This is a genomic window from Henriciella marina DSM 19595 (assembly GCF_000376805.1).
GTDB classification, from domain to species: Bacteria; Pseudomonadota; Alphaproteobacteria; order Caulobacterales; family Hyphomonadaceae; genus Henriciella; species Henriciella marina.
In genome coordinates this window covers 2,585,990-2,606,082 of record NZ_AQXT01000002.1, presented here as the reverse complement: position 1 = coordinate 2,606,082, position 20,093 = coordinate 2,585,990, and the positions used below count along the sequence as shown (strand labels likewise).

Here is a 20,093-nt window from a genome sequence, read left to right as displayed (position 1 = left end):
TGATCTTAGCGCAGCGCTAGAACAGCATCCAGAGGCCCATGGCGATCATCATCAGGTTCTCCGTCAGGGAGACAAACCCAAGCGGGACATTCGAGTTGCCGCCAACACAGGCGCATTTCAGCTCGCGCTTGTCGATATAGACCGCCTTGGCCACAGAAACGGCCCCGATCGTCCCGATAAAGATCGCGACCGGCGCCGCCAGCCAGATAAGCGCGCCTGCAATCATCAGTATGCCCGCAAAGGCCTCGGCGAACGGATAGACGAAGGCATAGCGCACATGGCGTTGGGCAAGCAGGTCATAGCCGAGGAACTGGTTCTGGAAAGCGGTTAGATCCTGCAGCTTCTGGATCGCGAGCACACACATGGCAATCGCGATGAAGAGCTCAATGGCGCGGAAGGTGAAGATCGTCCCTGACGCAAAATAGCTGACCGCCAGCGCCATCAGGAAGGATGTCGCAAAAATCGCAACGACCGGCGTGTAGCTAGTCTCGCCTTCCCTGTCGGCCGCGGTAGATTTTCCGAAATGGCGGCGCAGCTCATCATGACCGCCGATACGCTCACCATTGATCCAGGCCTGCGGCGTCGTCTTCACGTCATGCTTCAGCTTGAAGGCGTCCGTTTCCTCGCGGGTTGTGAGGTGATTGTCTTCAATCTCGAAACCTTCGCGCTTTAGGAGATCTCGCGATTTCAGGCCGAATGGACAAATGTGCTTGTCCATGACCATGCGATAGAGCACGGCCTTATTCGGTCCGGACCGGGCTGCGGGGCCCTCGGTTCGGCTTGCGGTATCTGGCGTCGTCTCTGACATCTCGGTTCACTCCATCTCTTTCACATTCGAGGCGACCATCCATATGGGGTCTGTACCACGGTACGGAGTCAAGACATGACTGCATCGACCATCGGGCAGCTCGCCGCCGCTTGCGGCGTCGGCGTTGAAACTGTTCGCTATTATCAGCGCCGCGGCCTCCTGGAGGTTCCAGTTAAACCCGCCGGGTCCGGTCATATCGGCCGGATAAGGCGCTATGATGAAAAAGCTCTCCAGACACTGAGCTTCATCCGTTCGGCTCAGAAAGCGGGCTTTACCCTTTCGCAGATCGAGGAACTTCTGGAGCTCGACGCCAGCCATGACCGAAGGCGAGCCGGAGAAATTGCCGAGAAGAGACTCGCTGATCTCGACCTCGAAATACGAACTCTCCAGTCAGCGCGCCGCAGCCTTGTAAAGCTTGCGAATGCCTGCGCCAACGGGCCTGAAGGGCCGTGTCCGATCCTCACAGCGTTCGATCATTGAGGGGTCAACTGGCCCTCATAGCCGGGAACAGGACGCGCCTCTGCGTCTGTTTGGGTTGTGGCAACTCCATTCTCGGCAATGTCCTCTATCAACCATTCCATCTCCTTGATCTCACGGCGCTGGGCCTGAATGATCTCGTCGGCAAGCTCGCGCACCCGTACATCTTCAATATTTGCCCTCTCACTCGTCATGATGGCGATTGAGTGGTGCGGGATCATGGCTTTCATATACGAACGATCGCCGACTGTGGCCTGGCTCCGGACAAGGTAGAGCGCGCCCAGAAGCATCAGCGCGCCACCCGCGAAAATTGCGATGTTCACTTTGGTGTTCTTGTACATGCCCAGCATGTAGCCGAGCATCACGATCGCCATTGCGCCGCCCATAACAAAAGTCATGTAGAAACGCGTTTCGCTCCAGCGAACATGCTCAAAGGCGTAAGTGTTGAAGTACATCAGCGCGAACATGACGACCATGGACGTCAATATCATTGCGCCGAAACGGATGTAGGAAGATGAAGTATTCATCGGACGTCCTCCAATTTGTTTCTCATTGGAGAAGGCATCGCGCTTGGCTAGGTTCCGAAAAGTGCAAGGGAGAGCGCCATGCTGCGTGAAACGATAAACCGGGAACTGGACCACGATCCGCGCTTCAACTGGCGCGGCGGATCAGTCACGCGCATTGAAAACCTGTCGGATATTGTCTTTGCACTTGCTCTCGGCATGATCGTCTCGTCGGCTGCGCGGCCGGAGACCTTCGACCAGCTTACCGCGAACCTGCTGACGATCATTCCAGTGACCGCCGCGTTCGGGATTCTCTTCATGATCTGGAACGCGCACTACATCTTCTTCCGCCGCTACGGCGTCGCGGATGGACGCATTATTTTCCTGAACTGCATCCTGCTCCTGCTCGTACTCTTCACCGCCTACCCGCTGCGGTTCATTTTCGACAGTCTTTACGGCTATATCGAAGGCGTGATGGGCGACTGGAGCAGGCTACAGGCGGCCGGGATCAATTTCCGCGAAGCTGGTATCATCATGGGATATTTCGCGCTCGGTTACGGCCTCATCTATTTCGTCATCAGCCAGATGTACGCTCATGCGCTTAGTAAGGCTGACATGCTTGGGCTGAACAGCAGTGAAGTCGCGATGACCCGTCAGTCTATCTGGATCTTTCGTGTACAGATCCTGATCGTGGCGCTAACTGGCGCTTGCGCGGTCTGGACGCCGATGTACGCTTTTTCCGGCTGGATCATGGGGCTGATCTGGCCGGCCGCCATACTTGTCGATCGGCTCATACCCGTACCTGAAGCCGACCCTGACGCACCATCCACTGTCTGAACCATGTGCTCACAAAGCTTGATATTTGACGCGCTGCACAATCACTTTAGAAGCACGTGATGTATTTTCTTCGCCATCTGGAGGGCGGAAATGAGTGAGATCAAACGCGTCGGCGTCGTGGGCGCGGGCCAGATGGGCAACGGCATTGCCCATGTCTGCGCATTGGCCGGCTATGATGTTTACCTGAACGACATTTCGGATGAGGCGCTGACGAAGGGCATGGAGACCATCGAGTCCAACATGACCCGTCAGGTCTCGCGCGACATGATTTCGCCCGGTGAGATGTCGACAGCCATGGGCCGCATAAATACCAGTACGACGCTGGACGGGTTTGCCGATGTCGATCTCGCGATCGAAGCGGCAACCGAGAAGCGCGAAGTGAAGGAAGAAATCTTCAAGTCAGTGTGCGCGGCCGTGCCCGCCAGAACTTATCTCGCGACGAACACCTCCTCCATCTCGATCACGCGTCTGGCGGCAACGACGGACCGGCCGGAGAAATTCATCGGCCTTCACTTCATGAACCCGGTGCCGCTGATGAAGCTGATGGAGGTCATTCGCGGCCTCGCAACCGATCAGCAGACCTATGAGATGGCGCTTGGCTTTGCCGACCGCCTCAACAAGACCACTACAAATGCCGAAGACTACCCGGCCTTCATCGTGAACCGCGTCCTGGTGCCGATGATCAATGAAGCGGTCTACGCGCTCTATGAAGGCGTTGGCACGGTCGACAGCATCGACACCGCCATGAAGCTTGGCGCGAACCATCCGATGGGCCCGCTGCAGCTCGCAGACTTCATTGGTCTCGATACCTGTCTCTCCATCATGCAGGTCCTTCATGATGGTCTCGCCGACACCAAATACCGGCCCTGCCCGCTTCTGGTGAAATATGTCGAGGCTGGATGGGTTGGCCGCAAGGCTGGCCGCGGCTTTTACGACTATCGCGGCGACGCGCCGGTTCCGACGCGCTAGGGCTTCAATTCAATCTAGATTTCCACCGTCCGGATCAGTTCGATCACGGCGAGGATGACTGTGTTCACAGCAACAGCAGCGAGGATCATGCCCATGATCCGGCTGACGAGCGCGGCACCCGCCATCTTTATGATACGAAGAATGGGCGTCGCCGCCAGCATCAGTACGAACGCGCAGGCCATGACGGCTAACATGAGACCGCCGGTCATCGCCTGCTCTTGAATTGAGAAGCGGTTATTATCGGTCAGCACGACGACTGCGAGTATTGCCCCTGGTGAGGCGAGCGACGGCATGGCGAGCGGGAAGATCGCGACAGACGAGTGCCCATCTTCTTCAGCTGACCATTGCTGCGCTTCGCTTTCAGGCTTTGAATCCCCGAAGATCATTGTCAGCGCAAAGAGAAGCAGCACGATTCCGCCTGCAATCTGGAACGCTGGCAGGCTGATCCCGAGTGCATTGATCAGAAACTGGCCGCCAACCAGAAACAGAAGCAAAACAGCCGTCGCTGCGATCGTCGCCTTCAACGCGATCTTCCATCGATCTGCCGCCGCCACGCCCGCAGCGACGGCGATGAAGACCGGAATCGTCCCGATCGGGTCAATCACGACCCATAGCAGGATGAATTGTTCAACGAGGGTGTGCGTCATGCTTGGCCGGCGCGCCTTTCCTGCAAGATCTACATTTTCAGCGGAGCTGCTTCAGAGATTGCGGACACCAGCACGATTACAAGTGCGCCGGTGCGCATGCCTGCAAAGAAATCTTTCAGGCCAGCTCGGATAGAGCTGTTCTGAGGTCCTGAGGACCGCAGGCGGTCACCATGGCATCGACCTTGGCATGCTCACTTTCCCAGATCGGGGCGGCTTCGGCCAAGAGGGAATGCCCAGCATCTGTCAGCTTCAAAAGCCTGCTCCGCCGGTCTTTGGGGTTGGGAATTATTTCCAGCAATCCGCGCCGCTCCAGCGGCTTGAGGTTCGCGGTCAGGGTTGTGCGGTCCATCGCCAGCAGGTCGGCCACAGGCCCCATTGGCGGTGGCTCGGGCCTGTTCAGCGACATAAGCAGCGAGAACTGCCCGCTCGTGATGCCAAGATGACGGAATGCTTCGTCGAAGCGGCGTGCCAGCGCTCTGGCCGCCTTTTGCGCCGCGAGGCACAGGCAATGATCCTTCACATGAAGGGTTTGCGAGAATGTCACTTGATTCGCCATCGGTTCTGTAATTTACGTTGATATCAACTTTAATTCAATTGCGAGATGCCGTTGCTATGCCTGTTTCCGATGACGCCGATATCGAGCTTTTTGTTTTCGACTGGGTGCCAGAAATGGCGCGCGGCCATGTCCGTGATCTTCGTCCCCGCTGGGCCATGGAAGAAGCGGGCATTCCCTATCGAACCACGCCGGTGCGTGTCGGCAACAAGGGCGACTATCTCGACCTCCAGCCATATGGTCAGGTCCCGGCAATGATCGATAATGGTGTGCGAGTCTTTGAAAGCGGTGCCATCCTGCTCCACCTCGCCGAAAAGAGCGAAACGCTGATGCCGCGAGATCCAGCAGGGCGTGCCGCCACGCAGAGTTGGCTCCTCTGCGCCCTGAACAGCATCGAGAGCTTTTACTTTGAGCTCTTCTTCATCGATGCGGTCTATTCCGATGCAGCGTGGGCCAAGGAAAAACGCCCCATCGCGGAAGATTTTCTCCGCAAGCGTTTGCAGCCTGTCTCGGATGCGCTCGGCGCGCGCGATTGGCTTGCGGGCCCTTTTACCGTTGCCGACATCGCCATGGCGACCGTGCTTCGCGACATATCCGGCCATTTGCCCATGGAAGATTTCCCGACACTCGACGCCTATCTCAAGCGCTGCCTCGCCCGCCCGGCTTTCCAGCGCGCGCTTGATGCGCAGATGGCAGATTTCACCGGTTCGGCGCCTGCCGGATTCAACAATTAAAGCACCCAGAAAAGGACCTCTTCTAATGCGCTATATTCAAGGCTTCGTCGCTGCCGTCCCGGAAGAAAGGAAGGAAGCCTACCGCAAGCACGCTTCCGGCGCTTTCCCCCTGTTCAAGGAGTTCGGCGTCCTGCGCATGGTCGAAAGCTGGGAAGATGATGTTCCCAACGGCACCGTGACCGACCTTCGTCGCGCCGTGAAGGCCGAACCCGGTGAGAAGATCGTTTTCTCCTGGTTTGAATTTGCCTCAAAGGCCGCCGCCGACGCCGCCAGTAAAAAGATGATGGAAGACCCCCGCATGGCACAGATGGGCGGCGAGATGCCGTTTGACGGCAAACGTATGATCTATGGTGGCTTCGAGACCCTGTCGGATGTCGGCAAGGCTGATGCGACTGGCTACATCAGCGGAATGGTCGCGCCAGCTTCGGCCAACGGCAAGGAGAGCTACACCGAATTCGCCAGAAGTATGGCCGCGATCTTTCAGGAGTATGGTGCCACCCGCCTGCTTGATGCCTGGGGCGTTGACGTTCCGGCCGGCGAGGTCACCGACTTCCAGCGCGCCGTGCAGGCAAAGGACGATGAGACCATCGCCTTCGGCTGGATCGAATGGCCCTCGAAGGAAGCGTGCGATTCAGGCTGGGAAAAGATGATGTCCGATGAGCGCATGCAGAACACTGAAATGCCGTTCGACGGCAAGCGCATGATCTTCGGTAACTTCAGACCCATCGTAGACCTCAGCTAGCGGGACCTAGCTGCGCCAGCGCAGCGTCACTGGCTTGATCGGGTTTTCGAACGGGCGGGTTTCGGTGCGCGACCCCGCCCATTCCTTCTTCAGCGTGCGGTACCATTTGGCCTGCACGTCAATGTCATCAATCCAGATCATCGCTTTCTGGTACTTCATGCCTTCATTCTGCAGGTCGACGATATCACCGTCCTGACGAAGGAATTTGCGCGCTGCCGGCTTGAAAATCGGGATAGCGAGGTTGAGCAGAGGCGCACCAAAGAACCACGTCACCTGCGTGACCCGCGTCTGCTTCTTGTAGACCGGCGTCAGGCAGGTCAGCGTCAGTAGCCGCGCGCTTTCATTCTCGACAATCTCCCAGCGATAGCCCGGCAACTGGAAGATGATCTCCGTCGTCACTTTGCCGCCGAGCAGGGCCTTGTAGGCCAGCGAATTCGAGGATGGCTGGTGGCGATCGATCGCCCAGCCCCGGTCGCGCGGCACAAAGGGCTTTTCTTTCAGCTTGAGGCCAACACTCGGCGGGCGCCACCACCACTGTGAATGGACAAAGGCGACATGTGCCGGGTCCATCAGGCCCACGACCGCGTCATCCATATGCGCGTTGAAGGTCTCTTCGATGACGAATTTCGGCTTGTCCGGCAAATCGCCGAAATCGGGGACCGGCACGTCCGGCTCCCCGTCGAATTTCGGGTCGTGCGAGATAAAGACGAAGATCAGCCCGTTCTTCTCGACGCTCGGATAGCGGCGCACCTTGAACCGGCTCGCCTCATAGGGCTGCTCGTCCAGAACGCTTGGCATGTGGCGGCAGACGCCATCGGTGCCGAACCGCCAGCCATGGTAGGGGCACTGCACCGTTGGTTCGCCGTCCGTATCGACCTGCTTGCCAGCGCTGAGCGGCACCAGCCTGTGCGGGCAGACATCGCGCAGCGCAAAGACCTCACCCTGCTCCGTGCGACCGATGACAATCGGCTGGTCCAGCATGATGACATGTTTCAGGCCGCCGGGTTTCAGCGCCTTCGATGTGCACCCCAGATACCAGCTATCGGTCAGCCAGCCCTCGGCAGAGATGCCCGGCTGGGTCTCGGTCGTCTTGTCGATGAGCGTCTGCGTGTCGGCCATATTATGCCTTCTATACCGGCCAACAGATTACAGAAAGCCTGCAACACCCCGCATTGACAGCATGTCCCCGCTAGTCGGGGCGGTTAAGCCTCGCTATATGCCGCAGGCATGACACCCCGCGACAAAATCCGCAATTTTTCCATCGTGGCGCATATCGACCACGGCAAATCCACGCTCGCTGATCGGCTGATCCAGTTTACGGGCGGCCTCACTGATCGTGAGATGCGCGAACAAGTGCTCGATTCCATGGATATCGAGCAGGAACGCGGCATTACGATCAAGGCCCAGACCGTCCGGCTGAACTACACCGCCAAGGATGGCGAGGACTATGTCCTCAACCTGATGGACACGCCGGGCCATGTCGACTTCTCCTATGAAGTCAGCCGCTGCCTTGCCGCCTGTGAAGGCTCGCTCCTCGTGGTTGACGCCTCGCAAGGTGTTGAGGCGCAGACGCTGGCGAACGTCTATCAGGCCATCGAACAGAACCATGAGATCGTCCCGGTCCTTAACAAGATTGATCTTCCCGCTGCCGAACCTGAGCGCGTGAAAGAGCAGATCGAGGACATTATCGGTCTCGACGCCTCCGACGCGATCATGACGTCGGCGAAAAATAATATCGGCATCGAGGATGTTCTAGAAGCCATCGTCACGCGCCTTCCTCCGCCGCGAACTGGCGATGCCGACAAGCCTCTCAAGGCCTCGCTGATTGATGCCTATTACGACCCCTATCTCGGCGTGGTCGTCATCGTGCGCATCGTCGATGGTTTCATGCGCAAGAAGCAGAAGATCCGCATGATCCGAGCGAAGTCGACCTATGAGGTCGACAAGGTCGGCATCTTCGGCCCCAAGCCGGTAGACGTCGATGAGCTCGGCCCCGGTGAGGTCGGCTTCTTTGTCGCCTCGATCAAGGAAGTGGCAGATACCGCGGTTGGCGATACGATCACCGATGAAAAGAACCAGACAGACACGCCGCTTCCTGGCTACAAAGAAGTCGTGCCGATGGTCTTCTGCGGCCTCTTCCCTGTTGATGCAGGCGACTTTGATGATCTGCGCGCCGCCATGTCGAAGCTGCGCCTGAATGACGCCAGCTTCACCTGGGAAATGGAAACCTCCGCCGCGCTTGGCATGGGCTTTCGCTGCGGCTTCCTCGGACTGCTGCACCTCGAAATCATCCAGGAACGTCTCAGCCGTGAGTTTGACCTAGACCTGATCGCGACGGCCCCGTCGGTGGTCTACGAGATGACCATGACGGATGGGACCGAAATCGAACTGCACAATCCGGCCGACATGCCGGATGTCGTGAAGATCAGCGAAATCCGCGAACCTTGGATCAGCTCGACGATCTATACGCCGGACGAATATCTCGGCTCGATCCTGCAGCTTTGTCAGGACCGGCGCGGCATCCAGAAAGAGCTCTCCTATGTTGGTGGGCGCGCCATGGTGAAGTACGAGCTGCCGCTCAACGAGATCGTTTTCGACTTCTATGACCGCCTGAAATCGATCTCCAAGGGCTATGCGAGCTTCGACTATGAGATCATCGGCCACCGCGCCGAGAATCTGGTAAAGATGTCGATCCTGGTAAATGACGAACCAGTCGATGCGCTTTCCATGCTGGTCCACCGCGACCGGGCCGAGGGCCGTGGCCGTCAGATGTGCGAACGCCTCAAAGACCTCATCCCCCGCCAGATGTTCAAGATCCCGATCCAGGCAGCCATCGGTGGCCGCGTGATCGCCCGCGAAACCATCTCGGCGCTGCGCAAGGATGTGACCTCGAAATGCTATGGCGGTGACGCAACGCGTAAACGCAAGCTCCTCGACAAGCAGAAAGCCGGCAAGCAGCGCATGCGCCAGTTCGGCAAGGTCGAAATCCCGCAGGAAGCGTTTGTCGCCGCCCTGCGCATGGACGACGATTGATCCTTTCGGTTGCTGGCAAGGAACATTCCGATTCCTGATTGCCTAACGCATCGAGCACGGTAGCATTCCCCTCATGGTCGATAGAGGGAATGCGCGGATGTCTGGTTTGAATATGAGCATGTTGGTTGCGGGCCTGTTGGCTTTCGCAGCTTCGGGCGCAGCCTCAGCGCAGGCCGATAACAGCACGCCCTCGGCTGGCGGCGTTCAGATGCAGCAATGCCTGGATCAGGCCGGTAATATCAGTGCCGACCGCGCTGCATGTATCGGCACGATCATTAACGCCTGCCCCGGCATTGAAGGCTCAACGAGCGACATGGTCGAATGCATCGACCGAGAGCTCACCTTCTGGGACGCGCGCCTCAATGGCGCCTATAAGGACCTGCGTGCGGTCTATGCTGAACAGGATCAGGACGAGCCAGACGGCATGCAACTCGCTGACGATCTGCGGGACACCCAGCGCGCCTGGATCGCGTGGCGCGATGCCAAGTGCAGCTTTGCCTACCGCGAATTTCGAGGCGGCACGATAGGCCGCATTACCGGCGCTGACTGCATGAACAGTATGACCGCAGCGCGCGCAATGGAGCTTGAAGAGCACATCGCAAACGCGAGGATGTAGGCGGCAGCTTTCCCGACGTGATGGATAGCTCTCCATTCCGCCACTGATAGACTTCCCTCAAAATATAATCTCCGGGAGGCCTGCCACATGTCCAAGACCGATCTTTTCGACCCCGTCACCTTTAACGGCCTGACGCTCAAGAACCGTATTGCCCTGTCGCCGCTGACGCGCGCTCGCGCGACGCAGGACGGCAAGGCGGGAAAGCTCCAGGCGGACTATTACTCACAGCGCGCGAGCGCAGGCCTGCTCATTACCGAGGCAACCGCCGTCACGCCCGGCGGACGCGGCGGCCCCATGCTCCCCGGCCTCTGGGAGGATGATCAGATCGCAGGCTGGAAAGAGGTCACCGAAGCGGTCCACGCCCGGGACGGCCTCATCTTCAGCCAGCTCTGGCACGCAGGCCGTCTCAGCCACTCCTCGCTGAGCGCAGATGGCAGGACGCCTCCCGTCTCCCCGTCAGAGTACAGCCAGCCCGGTGAAATCTTTACAGAACAGGGCCCGAAACCCTATGAGCCGGTCCACGTGATGACCAAGGCGGACATCAAGGGCATGGTCGACGCCTATGAAGCCGCCGCTACCCGCGCGAAGAAGGCAGGCTTTGATGGCATCGAGCTTCATGCCGCGCACTCCTACCTGATCTCCGCTTTCCTCAATGACATAACGAACCAGCGGGATGACGAATACGGCGGCTCCATCGAGAACCGCGCCCGCTTCCTGAAAGAGATACTCGAGGCCTGCCTGAAAGTCTGGGACGGTAAACGCATCATGGTGCGGCTGGCGCCCCTCGCGCATGCCTATGGCACGTGGGACACCGACCCGGAGCCGCTCTTCAATCACGTCATCGACATGATGAATGAGCTTGGGATTGGCTGGCTGGATCTCGTCGAGGGCGATACCGGCGTCACGCGCACGCCAGAGCCCTATTTCGACGTCCTGAAACTTCGGACACGCTTCAAAGGCCCGACCATTCTCAACAATCTCTACACACGCGACATGGCGGTCGACGCCCGAGCCAAGAACACCGGCGACCTCGTCGCCTTTGGTCGCCCATTCATCGGAAACCCAGACCTTGTCGCCCGCCTGAAAGCCGACGCAGAGCTGCACGAAGCAGACCTCAAAGCCTATTATGGCGGCGGCGCCCGCGGCTACACCGACTTTCCAACGATGGAAGAGGCGTAGGCGCCTGTCTTTGCCCTCGTCCTTCGACTTCGCTCACCATGAGGGCATACCCGACGCCTCAACAGCCCTCATCCTGAGCGGAACCTGCCCCGGCGAAGGCCGGGGTCAAAGGACGAGGGCGCTGGTCGCCGGCCCCTCCCCAGCGTCACCAATAGGCAGCCTGGGGGATCGCCGCTAATCTCTCTCGCAAAAGGGAGACAGAAACATGCCAGATACCGCCACGACTTTCGAAGAAATCCTCTATGAGGTGAGCGACCATATCGCGACGATCACGCTGAATGCGCCGGACCGTATGAACACCATCTCCGGACCGATGCTGGACGGTCTTTCCAGCGCGCTGCTGAAAGCAGATGCCGACACGGATGTGCGCTGCGTGATCCTCACCGGTGCAGGCCGCGCTTTCTGCGCCGGCCTCAACCTCGAAAGCGCAACCAAGGGCGAAGGGATGGGCTCCGGCGCGGTCTCATCGGCCAATCTGGACCTGCGCAATACGCCGCCGACGATCCTCTTCAACATGGACACGCCAACCATCTGCGCCATCAATGGCGGCGCGGCAGGTTATGGCATGGACACGGCGCTTGGCTGCGATATCCGCATCATGTCCGACAAGGCCAAGATGGCGGCCGCCTTTACCAAGCGCGGTATCCTGCCGGAAAGCGGCGGCACCTGGTTCCTGCCGCGCATGCTGGGCTGGGAAAAGGCATGCGAGCTCATCTTCACGGGCCGCACGCTCAAGGCAGATGAATGCCTCGCCGAAGGCCTCTGCTCAAAGGTCGTCGCGCATGACAGCCTGATGGACGAAGCACGCGCACTGGCAGCCGAAGTCGTCGGGAATGCGCCGCTCGCCGTTCAGGCCTCGAAGCGCCTCATGCGTATGGGCCTCTCGGAGCCGTTCACGGAACACGTCCACCACGTCTTCCTGCAGCTCCTGCCGCTGATGCGGACAGAAGATGCGCGCGAAGGCATGATGGCATTTCTCGAAAAGCGCGAGGCGAACTTCAAAGGCAAATAGGCCTTAACCCAGGCCTGCAATCCCTAGCGCCAGGGCGCGGGCGGTATCGTCCGCGCCAAGACGGCGCAGCGTCGATAACGCGGTCTGGAGCGCGATTGGCGACAGCTGACCCGGCGAACCTGCGGTCATATTCAGGATCAGCAGGATCGCCTCACCATGCGCACCATTGCGCGCGGCAGCATCGATTGCGACCAGACGGCCGGGTGTCGCGGCGGTGTCTTCGCCAGAAGACGCCTCGGCGAGCGCCCGGCGGGCCTCAACGGGAAGAGACACATCAAAGCTCGTCCAGACGGAGAAGAGCTTCAGAGCCGCTTCGTTTGCGCCCTCGTCAGCGTCTTCATCCAGGAGCGCCGCGACAACGCCTTCAATCGTGCCCCTGTCACGCTCCCGCGACAGGGTAAGTGTATAGCCTCGCATCAATTCGATTTCAGAGGAGGCGTCACCGCTATCCTCTGCCGCGTCGAGCCAGAACGTTGTTAGCAAGGCATTTTGTTGGGCAAGTGCGGCCCGCGCGAATGCCATTGCCTGAACCTCGGACACGGCGTCAGCAGAGAATGACTTGATGTCTTCCTCGAAAAGACCCGTCATAGTCCGATAGCGGTCAGCGTCGCCGCGCGCCTCGTCGAGCGCCGCAACCAGTGCCTCGACCCGGCGCTGCTCCAGCGACAATTCCGGCGGCTCGTCTTCGGTCACCTCGTCATCAGGGAACATGTCATCAAGCGCATCGGTGCCATCGGCGCGAAGATCGCGGATCATAGGCCCCCGTGGCTCCTCGATCTGAGTGAGAAGGTAAAGCGCTTCATCGGTCAGGGTCTGCGCCTCGAAACCGGGCGTGCCCACATAGTCGAGATAGAGCGCGCGGTATTGCGGAGCGTCCAGTAGACCCGCCGCTGTTGCATTCTGCGCCGCGACGACGCGAAGCTCCAGTGGATTGGACCGCTCACTGGCATAGTCTGCCGCGAGATCGGCACGTGCGGTGTCGAGCGCGTCAGCCGTCACTTCCAGATCAGCCAGCTGCGACAGGGCGACTTCAAGGCCTGAGCCAAAGCGCGCATCCGGGCGCTCATCAGCTTCGGCGATGATCGAGATTGCCGTCTCGGTGACCCACGGGTCCGCGCCTTCTTCAGTTCCGGCAAGCTCCAGCGCAAGCTCTGCTTCGGCGAGGTTGTCATTTTCGAGCGCGCAGATGATGCGCAGCTCCAGCCAGAATTTTTCGGCGTCCTCTGGGTTCATCTGGTCGCAGACGAGGCCAAGCTCTCCGGCTGCCAGCCGATTGTCGGCTGTGATCGCGTCAGGGTCGATGCCCTCCGGAACTTCATCAATCTGGCGCCCAAGCATGGCCACGGCCCGGCGCTCACCCAGCGCATCGAGAACCCGTAGCCGCTCTGTCTGTAGCTCATCGGCACCGTCCCCACGCGGCGCGGCAGATGGCGAGCGCAGCGCCAGGCTCAGAAGCTCACGCTCTGCCCTTGTCAGCGCGTCAATATCAAGCGACTGCATGAGATCGATCAGATAGCCGGTATCCGACGACGCCCAGATCCTGTCACTGACAGAGCTCTCGCCGCGTTCCAGGAGGCTGCTGTTCCAGGCGTTCACATCACCGAGCCCGCTGGAGCGGATCTGCGCGGAGGCGGTCAGGCCGAGAGCCGCTGAGATCAGCGCGGCCTGTATGAGCCTAGAAGACATTTTCGATCTCCATCCGCACTTCGCCGTCATCGGGGCGCGCATTGTCGACCTCGCTGCCAAGCCACCAAAGCGCAGCGACCACACCGATTATCAGGACAGCGAACAGGATGAACCATTTACGCATTCTTCAGAGACCTCTTTGGCGGTAGCTTCACCGCGATTGTTGCTCGTCGACGTCGAGCCTGTATAGGACACTCATGAGCGAGCTTAAAAGCCCATGACCGCAAAGAGTAGTTACACCGCTGACCCGGCACAAATAGGGCAAGCCATTTCGAATCGCACTGTCGCGCTTGTCGGGCTGATGGGCGCTGGCAAATCAACCGTCGGGCGGCGACTCGCGGAGGCGCTTGGCCGACAGTTCTATGATAGCGATAATGAGATAGAGAAAGCCGCAGGCCTCTCCATTTCCGACATCTTCTCGCTGCATGGCGAAGACGAATTCCGCCGTGGCGAGCGCCGTGTGCTCGAACGCCTGCTCAGCGAGGCACCTCATGTCCTTGCAACAGGCGGCGGGGCCTATCTTAATCCGGAAACGCGCGATCTCTTGCGGGACAAGGCAATTACCATCTGGCTGAATGCCGACCTCGAGACGCTCTGGCGGCGGGTTTCCCGGCGAAGCCATCGCCCGCTTCTCAGGGCAGACGATCCGAAAGGCGTACTGGGCCGCCTCCTTGACGAGAGATCGCCGATCTACGAGAAGGCCGACCTCGTCGTGACAAGCGTGGAAGGTCCGCATCGCGCAACGGTCAATAGTATTCTCCAGGCGCTAGATGAATGGAGCCAGACCCATAATGACTGAGACCCTTGCTGCCCTCCACACCGTCCGGGTGGAGCTTGGCACGCGCAGCTATGATATCGAGATCGGCGCCGGTCTCCTGGACGTAGCTGGTCGCTATATCGCGCCCTTAGTGCGCCAGCCGCGCGTTTTCGTTCTGACAGATGGTACGGTTGGCGGGTTCTATGCTGGCCAGCTTGAGAAAAGCCTCGCCGAGGCTGACCTGCAGATGCGCCTCAAGGCTGTCTCCCCCGGCGAAGGCTCAAAAAGCTGGGCTGTGCTTGGCGAGGTGCTCGACTGGCTTCTGTCCGAGGGTGCGGGACGTGATGATGTGCTTGTCGCCCTCGGCGGCGGCATTGTCGGCGACCTGACGGGTCTTGCTGCTTCGCTCATGAAGCGCGGCATGACCTTCGTGCAGATCCCGACAACACTTCTGGCGCAGGTGGATAGCTCCGTCGGTGGCAAGACAGCCGTCAACGCAGCGCAGGGCAAGAATCTCATCGGCAGCTTCTATCAGCCCGCCCTGGTCCTTGCCGATACGAAACTCCTCTCGACCCTGCCTGAACGCGAACGCCTCGCCGGCTATGCAGAGATCGTCAAGTACGCGCTTATCGACGACCCGAACTTTTTCGACTGGCTGGAACTGAACGGCAAACGCGTGGTCGACCTCGATCAGGATGCGCTTGCCGAGGCGGTTGCCATCTCCTGCCGCGCCAAGGCGCGCATCGTCTCTCAGGATGAGCGCGAATCCGGTGTCCGGGCGCTTCTCAACCTTGGCCACACTTTTGGCCACGCGCTGGAAGCGGCAAACGGTTTCCAGTCGTCCCTCCTGCACGGCGAAGCGGTCGCTGCTGGCATGACGCTCGCCCTTCATTATTCGGCCCGCCAGGGTCTGATGCAGGCAGAGGACGCTGCCCGCGCTGAGGCGCTGCTTGAAAAGGCGGGTCTGGTGACACAATTGAAGCGCTTACCAGGGGGGCCATATCCATCCGATGCGCTCGTCGAAGCGATGAAGCAGGACAAGAAGGGCCGCGCAGGCCGTGTCCCGCTCATCCTTGCGCGTGGCCTTGGCAAGGCATTCATCCAGCCTGATGCAGACCTCGCCGATGTTGGCGAATTTCTACAAGAGGAGCTCCAGCGGAGCTAAGCCATGATTATTGGAACATTTATCGCCATCCTGTGCCTGCTTGGGATGTCGGCTTTCTTTTCAGGCTCCGAAACTGCGCTGACGGCCGCCTCTCGCACACGGATGCACCAGCTCGAGCGCGACGGTGACAAGCGGGCGGCGAAAGTCACAGGGCTTCTCTCAGACCGTGAGAGGCTGATCGGCGCAATCCTGCTCGGCAATAACCTCGTCAATATCCTTGCGTCGGCGCTGGCCACAACGCTGTTTGCCTCGCTGATGCCAGGCGCTGCCGGTGTTGCGGTCGCAACCGCCGTGATGACCATCCTGGTGCTTATTTTCGCCGAAGTCCTGCCGAAGACCTATGCCATCACCCGCGCCGACCGTATGGCCATGTCCGTTGCAAAGCCGATTTCCTGGCTGGTTGCAGGGGCCGCCTGGATCGTCATCATTATCCAGACGATCGTGAATTTCACGCTTCGCATGATCGGCGCGGCGGCCCCGGATGCAGATTTCACGGCCGAAGAGGAAATCCGCGGCGCGATTGATTACCACCATTTCGAAGGCGGTGTGGACGAGGCGGACCGCCACCGGCTTGTCGGCGCGCTCGACCTCAAGGACATGACCGTCGAAGAGGTGATGATCCACCGCAAGAACATCACCATGCTGGACAGCACACAGACCTCCGGCGAGATCATCCGGCAAGCCCTCAACAGCCCGCATACACGCATCCCGCTCTACAATGCAGAGGATGACGAGATTACCGGCATCCTGCACGTCAAAGATCTTTTGCGCGCCGTCGTGCAGCAAAAGGGCACGATTGACGGCATCGATATGACGGAGCTGCTGCGGGAGCCCTGGTTCGTACCCGAAACGACCCCACTACAGGACCAGCTCGACCTCTTCCTTAAGCAGCGCAATCACTTCGCGCTCGTGATCGATGAATATGGCGAGCTGCAGGGCCTTCTGACGCTGGAAGACATTCTGGAAGAGATTGTCGGCGATATTCGCGACGAGCACGACGTGCCCGTTCAGGGCGTGCGCCCGCAATCGGACGGCTCGGTCATCACCGAGGGCTGGGTGACGATCCGCGACCTCAACCGGGCAACCGGCTGGCAGCTTCCCGATGAGGAAGCCGTCACGGTCGCAGGCCTCGTCATTCACGAAGCCCAGACGATCCCGGAACCGGGTCAGCGCTTTGCCTTCCACGGTCACCGCTTCGACATCATCCGCAAGACCCGCAACCAGATCACGGGCCTGCGCGTCGCGCCGATGCCGGAAGAGCCAGAAGAAGAATAGATCAGGGCGCGCCTATTGGACGCGCTTACTGCGCGACCCAACCGCCATCCATCTGCATGAGGGCACCATTGATCTGGTTCGCGGACGGGCTGGTCAGGAAGACCGCCATGTCGCCAACCTGTTCGGCGGTCACAAATTCCTTGGTCGGTTGCGCAGCCAGCAGAACGGTCTGTTTGACCTCTTCTTCGCTGATGCCACGCGCCCTGGCAGTATCGGCAATCTGCGCATCGACCAACGGCGTGTGCACATAGCCCGGGCAGATGGCGTTACAGCGAACACCTGATTGCGCACCCTCCAGCGCGACCACCTTGGTCAGGCCCGCAATGCCGTGCTTGGCGGCGACATAGGCGGATTTGAACGGCGAGGCGACAAGCGCGTGCGCACTGGCCGTGTTGATGATGCGGCCCCATCCCTTTTCCTTCATCGGCCCCATCACCATCCGCGTCGTGTGGAACGCCGCTGTCAGATTGAGCGCAATGATCAGATCCCACTTGTCGACCGGAAAATCCTCGATCGGCGAGACATGCTGGACACCTGCATTATTGGCGAGGATGTCGACGCCGCCAAACTCGCGAACCGTATAGCCGATCAGGCCCTCAATGGCTTCGGGGTCTGTCAAATTTGCCCCCGAGAACCCCACCTCGACATCGAACTCAGACTTGAATTCCTTGACCAGCGCTTCGTCTTCGCCAGGTTTGACCAGCCCGTTCAGAACAACATTCGCGCCTTCCCGTGCAAAGGCTTTCGCAATGGCTTTGCCAATACCGCTGGTTGAGCCGGTTACGAGCGCGGTTTTTCCCTTATGCAACATGTGGCATCCGTTCTGCTTGAGTGAGGTGTCTGCCTTGTCTAGGACAGACCGTCACAACAGAATAGTAGAGGTTGCCATGGGTTCAGTCTTTCAGTCCTTTCAGGAAGGTTTTCCGACTTTCCTGATGTGGACCGGTACCGCCGGTCTCATGCTGATCCTCGCGGTCGCGATCTACATATTGCTGACACCCTGGAAGGAACTGGCGCTGGTACGCGGCGGCAACGGCACTGCAGGTCTTGCCCTATCCGGCGCGATTGTCGGCCTTGCCATCCCGCTGGCCTCCTGTCTTGCCTCCAGCGTGTCCTTGGCGGACCTGGTTCTCTGGGGCCTCGTCTCCCTTATCCTCCAGCTTCTGGCCTACAGATTGACCGACCTCCTCCTCGGTGACCTCCCGAAGCGTATCCAGGCCGATGAGGCGGGCGCCGCGATCGTTCTCATCGGAACCAAGATCGCAAGTGCCATGCTCCTCGCCGCCGGCCTCTGGGATCCAGCGCTGCAGCGCTTCTAGCCCCAAGGAGGCGCATCGATTGTGAGATACATACCTGACTGGATCTTCTACCTGGCTGCGCTTGGGGCGCTCGTCATCGGCGTGTTTTCCATTTCGCCGAACCAGGATGCGCCGCCCGCGACACCGGACTCGATTGAGCGGGAAGGCGCGACCCTGCCGCCGCCATCCGCCTTCGATGAAGCCGTTCTCGTGCGCGTTGAAGCGCCCCGGGACGGGATCGGCACGGCCTTCTCGATCAACACCGATGGATACTGGCTGACCGCCCGACACGTGGTCGACGGGTGCAGCGATGTGTCCCTTCTTGTGGCACCCAACCGCTATCTGCCTGTCCGCGATGTCTCATTATCGGACACGAACGACCTGGCGCTCCTTTATGCGCCGCCCAGCATGGCACCCGTTGCGCTCGATATCTCGAATGATCTGGAGGTCGGCAGCTATGGCTATCATGTCGGCTATCCGCAGGGCCGGCCCGGAGAAGCGGCGAGCCGGCTTATCTCCCGCTCAAGACTTATTTCGAGGGGCCGACGCGTTGGCGAGGAATCAGTTCTCGCCTGGGCCGAAACAGGACGCACGTCAGACCTCGATGGCACGCTTGGTGGACTCAGCGGCGGACCGGTCTACGACGCAGAGGGCAAGGTACGCGGCGTGATTATCGCCGAGAGCCCGCGCCGTGGACGCCTTTATAGCGCCTCGCCTGAGACCATCCGGACGTTCCTCGCCGAACAGGATGTCGTCCCGCTTGGTGAACGCCCCGTGCCTTTCGAGCCAAGCAACTATGGCGGCTCGGCCGACCGCGTCCGACAGAGCCTGCAGGTCGTCAAAGTCGCCTGCCAGGTGGATGAACCCATGGAGGCGGGCGCCCTATGAGTTTTGCCGATCGCCTTGTTGCCGCAACCGATGAGTTCGGACCGCTGTGCGTCGGACTGGACCCTCATGCGGGCCGTGTGCCGGCCCTTTTCGGCGGCGACACGCCGGAGGGTCTCGAAGCCTGGGGTCTCGCCATGATCGAGGCCGTAAAAGGCCGCGCCGGGGCGATCAAACCACAGTCTGCCTTCTATGAGCGTCATGGCTGGCAGGGTATGCGGGCGCTGGCCGTCATTCTTGAGGCCGCGCGGGACGCTGGCCTGACCGTCCTCATGGATGCCAAACGCGGCGATATTGGATCCACCGCAGAGGGCTATGCTTCGGCTTTCCTCACCGCAGATGCGCCCTTCCCGTGTGACGCCCTGACGGTGAACCCCTATATGGGCATCGACACGCTGGAGCCGCACGTCCGCGCCGCCGAAGAGAACGCAAAAGGCGTGATCGTTCTAGCCCGTACATCCAATCCCGGCTCAGCCGATTTCCAGTCCAAGGCACTTGAAGGCGCGCCGCTTTTCGAGCGCGTGGTCGAAGCTCTTGCCCCGATGATCGAACGCCTCAAGGGCGACAGCGGCTGGTCGGGCCTGATGCTCGTGACAGGTGCAACCGGCCCGGATGAGGCCCGCCGCCTGCGAGACCTCGCACCGCATGCCCTCTTCCTGGTGCCCGGCTACGGCGCACAGGGCGCGAACGCTGCCGAGGCACTGTCAGGCTTTGTCCCACGGGGAAACCGGTTCGTCGGCGGTGTCGTCAGCGCGTCCCGGTCGGTGAGTTTTCCCCCGGAAGCCCAACGGGCGGCGTCCTTGAAGGACTGGCAAGCTGCCGTGGTGGGTGCCATCAATGCCGCCCAGGCCGATCTCATGGCGGCTTCGACCCGTTAACTTTTTGGGCGCGTCCCTTACCCTGCGTCCGCCTCGACA

23 protein-coding genes are annotated in these 20,093 nt (G+C 60.1%); 15 read left to right on the top strand and 8 right to left on the bottom strand.

Features of this window, described 5'->3' with window-relative positions; genetic code table 11:
* Positions 1 to 16: 16 nt before the first annotated feature.
* The gene (locus tag F550_RS0112960) at positions 17 to 808 is read right to left on the bottom strand and encodes a MauE/DoxX family redox-associated membrane protein (RefSeq protein WP_018148997.1); all 792 of its coding nucleotides are present in this window, start codon (positions 806 to 808) and stop codon (positions 17 to 19) included.
* Between the two features lie 75 nt (positions 809 to 883).
* Between F550_RS0112960 and F550_RS0112955 the strand changes: the two genes are divergently transcribed.
* Positions 884 to 1,288, top strand: coding sequence for a MerR family transcriptional regulator (locus F550_RS0112955; protein WP_018148996.1), 405 nt, complete (start codon positions 884 to 886; stop codon positions 1,286 to 1,288).
* On the opposite strand, the gene F550_RS0112950 is transcribed toward F550_RS0112955, so the two are convergent.
* Positions 1,282 to 1,812 carry a DUF305 domain-containing protein gene (locus tag F550_RS0112950; protein ID WP_018148995.1) on the bottom strand — a complete coding sequence of 177 codons (531 nt, stop codon included), beginning with the start codon at positions 1,810 to 1,812 and terminating at the stop codon, positions 1,282 to 1,284. The genes F550_RS0112955 and F550_RS0112950 overlap by 7 nt on opposite strands.
* 78 nt (positions 1,813 to 1,890) lie before the next feature.
* Between F550_RS0112950 and F550_RS0112945 the strand changes: the two genes are divergently transcribed.
* Together F550_RS0112945 and F550_RS0112940 are read left to right on the top strand one after the other, a co-directional pair.
* Positions 1,891 to 2,625, top strand: a complete 735-nt coding sequence (locus F550_RS0112945; RefSeq protein ID WP_018148994.1) for a TMEM175 family protein — start codon at positions 1,891 to 1,893, stop codon at positions 2,623 to 2,625.
* Between the two features lie 90 nt (positions 2,626 to 2,715).
* On the top strand, positions 2,716 to 3,594 hold the full coding sequence (locus tag F550_RS0112940; protein WP_018148993.1) for a 3-hydroxybutyryl-CoA dehydrogenase: 879 nt from the start codon (positions 2,716 to 2,718) through the stop codon (positions 3,592 to 3,594).
* A 14-nt stretch (positions 3,595 to 3,608) separates the two neighbouring features.
* Here the strand turns inward: F550_RS0112940 and F550_RS0112935 are convergent, their stop codons facing one another.
* Together F550_RS0112935 and F550_RS0112930 are read right to left on the bottom strand one after the other, a co-directional pair.
* On the bottom strand, positions 3,609 to 4,241 hold the full coding sequence (locus tag F550_RS0112935; protein ID WP_018148992.1) for a MarC family protein: 633 nt from the start codon (positions 4,239 to 4,241) through the stop codon (positions 3,609 to 3,611).
* Positions 4,242 to 4,356: 115 nt separating this feature from the next.
* Positions 4,357 to 4,797: a MarR family winged helix-turn-helix transcriptional regulator gene (locus F550_RS0112930; protein WP_018148991.1), complete on the bottom strand. Its 441-nt coding sequence runs from the start codon at positions 4,795 to 4,797 to the stop codon at positions 4,357 to 4,359.
* A gap of 56 nt (positions 4,798 to 4,853) precedes the next feature.
* Between F550_RS0112930 and F550_RS0112925 the strand changes: the two genes are divergently transcribed.
* On the top strand, positions 4,854 to 5,528 hold the full coding sequence (locus F550_RS0112925; RefSeq protein WP_018148990.1) for a glutathione S-transferase family protein: 675 nt from the start codon (positions 4,854 to 4,856) through the stop codon (positions 5,526 to 5,528).
* Between the two features lie 25 nt (positions 5,529 to 5,553).
* On the top strand, positions 5,554 to 6,270 hold the full coding sequence (locus F550_RS18980) for a DUF1428 domain-containing protein (protein WP_018148989.1): 717 nt from the start codon (positions 5,554 to 5,556) through the stop codon (positions 6,268 to 6,270).
* Between the two features lie 6 nt (positions 6,271 to 6,276).
* Here the strand turns inward: F550_RS18980 and F550_RS0112915 are convergent, their stop codons facing one another.
* Entirely contained in the window at positions 6,277 to 7,389 is a 1,113-nt protein-coding gene (locus F550_RS0112915; protein ID WP_018148988.1) for an aromatic ring-hydroxylating oxygenase subunit alpha, read from the bottom strand.
* A 108-nt stretch (positions 7,390 to 7,497) separates the two neighbouring features.
* On the opposite strand from F550_RS0112915, the gene lepA reads away from it, so the two are divergent.
* The 4 genes from lepA to F550_RS0112895 all read left to right on the top strand — a co-directional run bounded on the left by lepA (position 7,498) and on the right by F550_RS0112895 (position 12,110).
* The gene (lepA, locus tag F550_RS0112910; protein ID WP_018148987.1) at positions 7,498 to 9,303 is read left to right on the top strand and encodes a translation elongation factor 4; all 1,806 of its coding nucleotides are present in this window, start codon (positions 7,498 to 7,500) and stop codon (positions 9,301 to 9,303) included.
* A 97-nt stretch (positions 9,304 to 9,400) separates the two neighbouring features.
* Positions 9,401 to 9,919 (top strand): lysozyme inhibitor LprI family protein, encoded by a 519-nt coding sequence (locus F550_RS18685; protein ID WP_018148986.1) that lies wholly within the window; start codon positions 9,401 to 9,403, stop codon positions 9,917 to 9,919.
* An 87-nt stretch (positions 9,920 to 10,006) separates the two neighbouring features.
* A complete protein-coding gene (locus F550_RS0112900; protein WP_018148985.1) occupies positions 10,007 to 11,098 on the top strand; it encodes an alkene reductase in 1,092 nt (363 codons plus the stop codon).
* 205 nt (positions 11,099 to 11,303) lie between these two features.
* Entirely contained in the window at positions 11,304 to 12,110 is an 807-nt protein-coding gene (locus F550_RS0112895; RefSeq protein ID WP_018148984.1) for an enoyl-CoA hydratase/isomerase family protein, read from the top strand.
* 3 nt (positions 12,111 to 12,113) lie between these two features.
* Here the strand turns inward: F550_RS0112895 and F550_RS0112890 are convergent, their stop codons facing one another.
* Positions 12,114 to 13,796 carry a hypothetical protein gene (locus F550_RS0112890; RefSeq protein ID WP_018148983.1) on the bottom strand — a complete coding sequence of 561 codons (1,683 nt, stop codon included), beginning with the start codon at positions 13,794 to 13,796 and terminating at the stop codon, positions 12,114 to 12,116.
* On the bottom strand, positions 13,786 to 13,920 hold the full coding sequence (locus tag F550_RS19505) for a hypothetical protein (RefSeq protein WP_018148982.1): 135 nt from the start codon (positions 13,918 to 13,920) through the stop codon (positions 13,786 to 13,788). The genes F550_RS0112890 and F550_RS19505 overlap by 11 nt, the downstream gene beginning before the upstream one ends.
* Before the next feature lie 93 nt (positions 13,921 to 14,013).
* Between F550_RS19505 and F550_RS0112880 the strand changes: the two genes are divergently transcribed.
* The 3 genes from F550_RS0112880 to F550_RS0112870 are packed head-to-tail and all read left to right on the top strand — an operon-like array spanning position 14,014 to position 16,993.
* On the top strand, positions 14,014 to 14,595 hold the full coding sequence (locus tag F550_RS0112880) for a shikimate kinase (RefSeq protein ID WP_018148981.1): 582 nt from the start codon (positions 14,014 to 14,016) through the stop codon (positions 14,593 to 14,595).
* Complete coding sequence (aroB, locus tag F550_RS0112875; protein WP_018148980.1) at positions 14,588 to 15,718, top strand: 3-dehydroquinate synthase; 1,131 nt, start codon at positions 14,588 to 14,590, stop codon at positions 15,716 to 15,718. Before F550_RS0112880 ends, aroB begins: the two co-directional genes overlap by 8 nt.
* Positions 15,719 to 15,721: 3 nt before the next feature.
* Positions 15,722 to 16,993, top strand: coding sequence for an HlyC/CorC family transporter (locus F550_RS0112870; RefSeq protein WP_018148979.1), 1,272 nt, complete (start codon positions 15,722 to 15,724; stop codon positions 16,991 to 16,993).
* A gap of 25 nt (positions 16,994 to 17,018) precedes the next feature.
* Here F550_RS0112870 and F550_RS0112865 read toward each other — a convergent pair whose 3' ends face one another.
* Positions 17,019 to 17,804 (bottom strand): 3-hydroxybutyrate dehydrogenase, encoded by a 786-nt coding sequence (locus tag F550_RS0112865; RefSeq protein WP_018148978.1) that lies wholly within the window; start codon positions 17,802 to 17,804, stop codon positions 17,019 to 17,021.
* A gap of 76 nt (positions 17,805 to 17,880) precedes the next feature.
* Here F550_RS0112865 and F550_RS0112860 point away from each other — a divergent pair, with 76 nt between their 5' ends.
* From F550_RS0112860 to pyrF, 3 genes are read left to right on the top strand one after another with little or no spacing between them, the layout of a single operon-like run.
* On the top strand, positions 17,881 to 18,312 hold the full coding sequence (locus F550_RS0112860) for a DUF350 domain-containing protein (RefSeq protein WP_018148977.1): 432 nt from the start codon (positions 17,881 to 17,883) through the stop codon (positions 18,310 to 18,312).
* 21 nt (positions 18,313 to 18,333) lie between these two features.
* Positions 18,334 to 19,179: a S1 family peptidase gene (locus F550_RS0112855; protein WP_018148976.1), complete on the top strand. Its 846-nt coding sequence runs from the start codon at positions 18,334 to 18,336 to the stop codon at positions 19,177 to 19,179.
* Positions 19,176 to 20,054, top strand: a complete 879-nt coding sequence (gene pyrF / locus F550_RS0112850; protein ID WP_018148975.1) for an orotidine-5'-phosphate decarboxylase — start codon at positions 19,176 to 19,178, stop codon at positions 20,052 to 20,054. Before F550_RS0112855 ends, pyrF begins: the two co-directional genes overlap by 4 nt.
* The last annotated feature ends 39 nt before the right edge of the window (positions 20,055 to 20,093 follow it).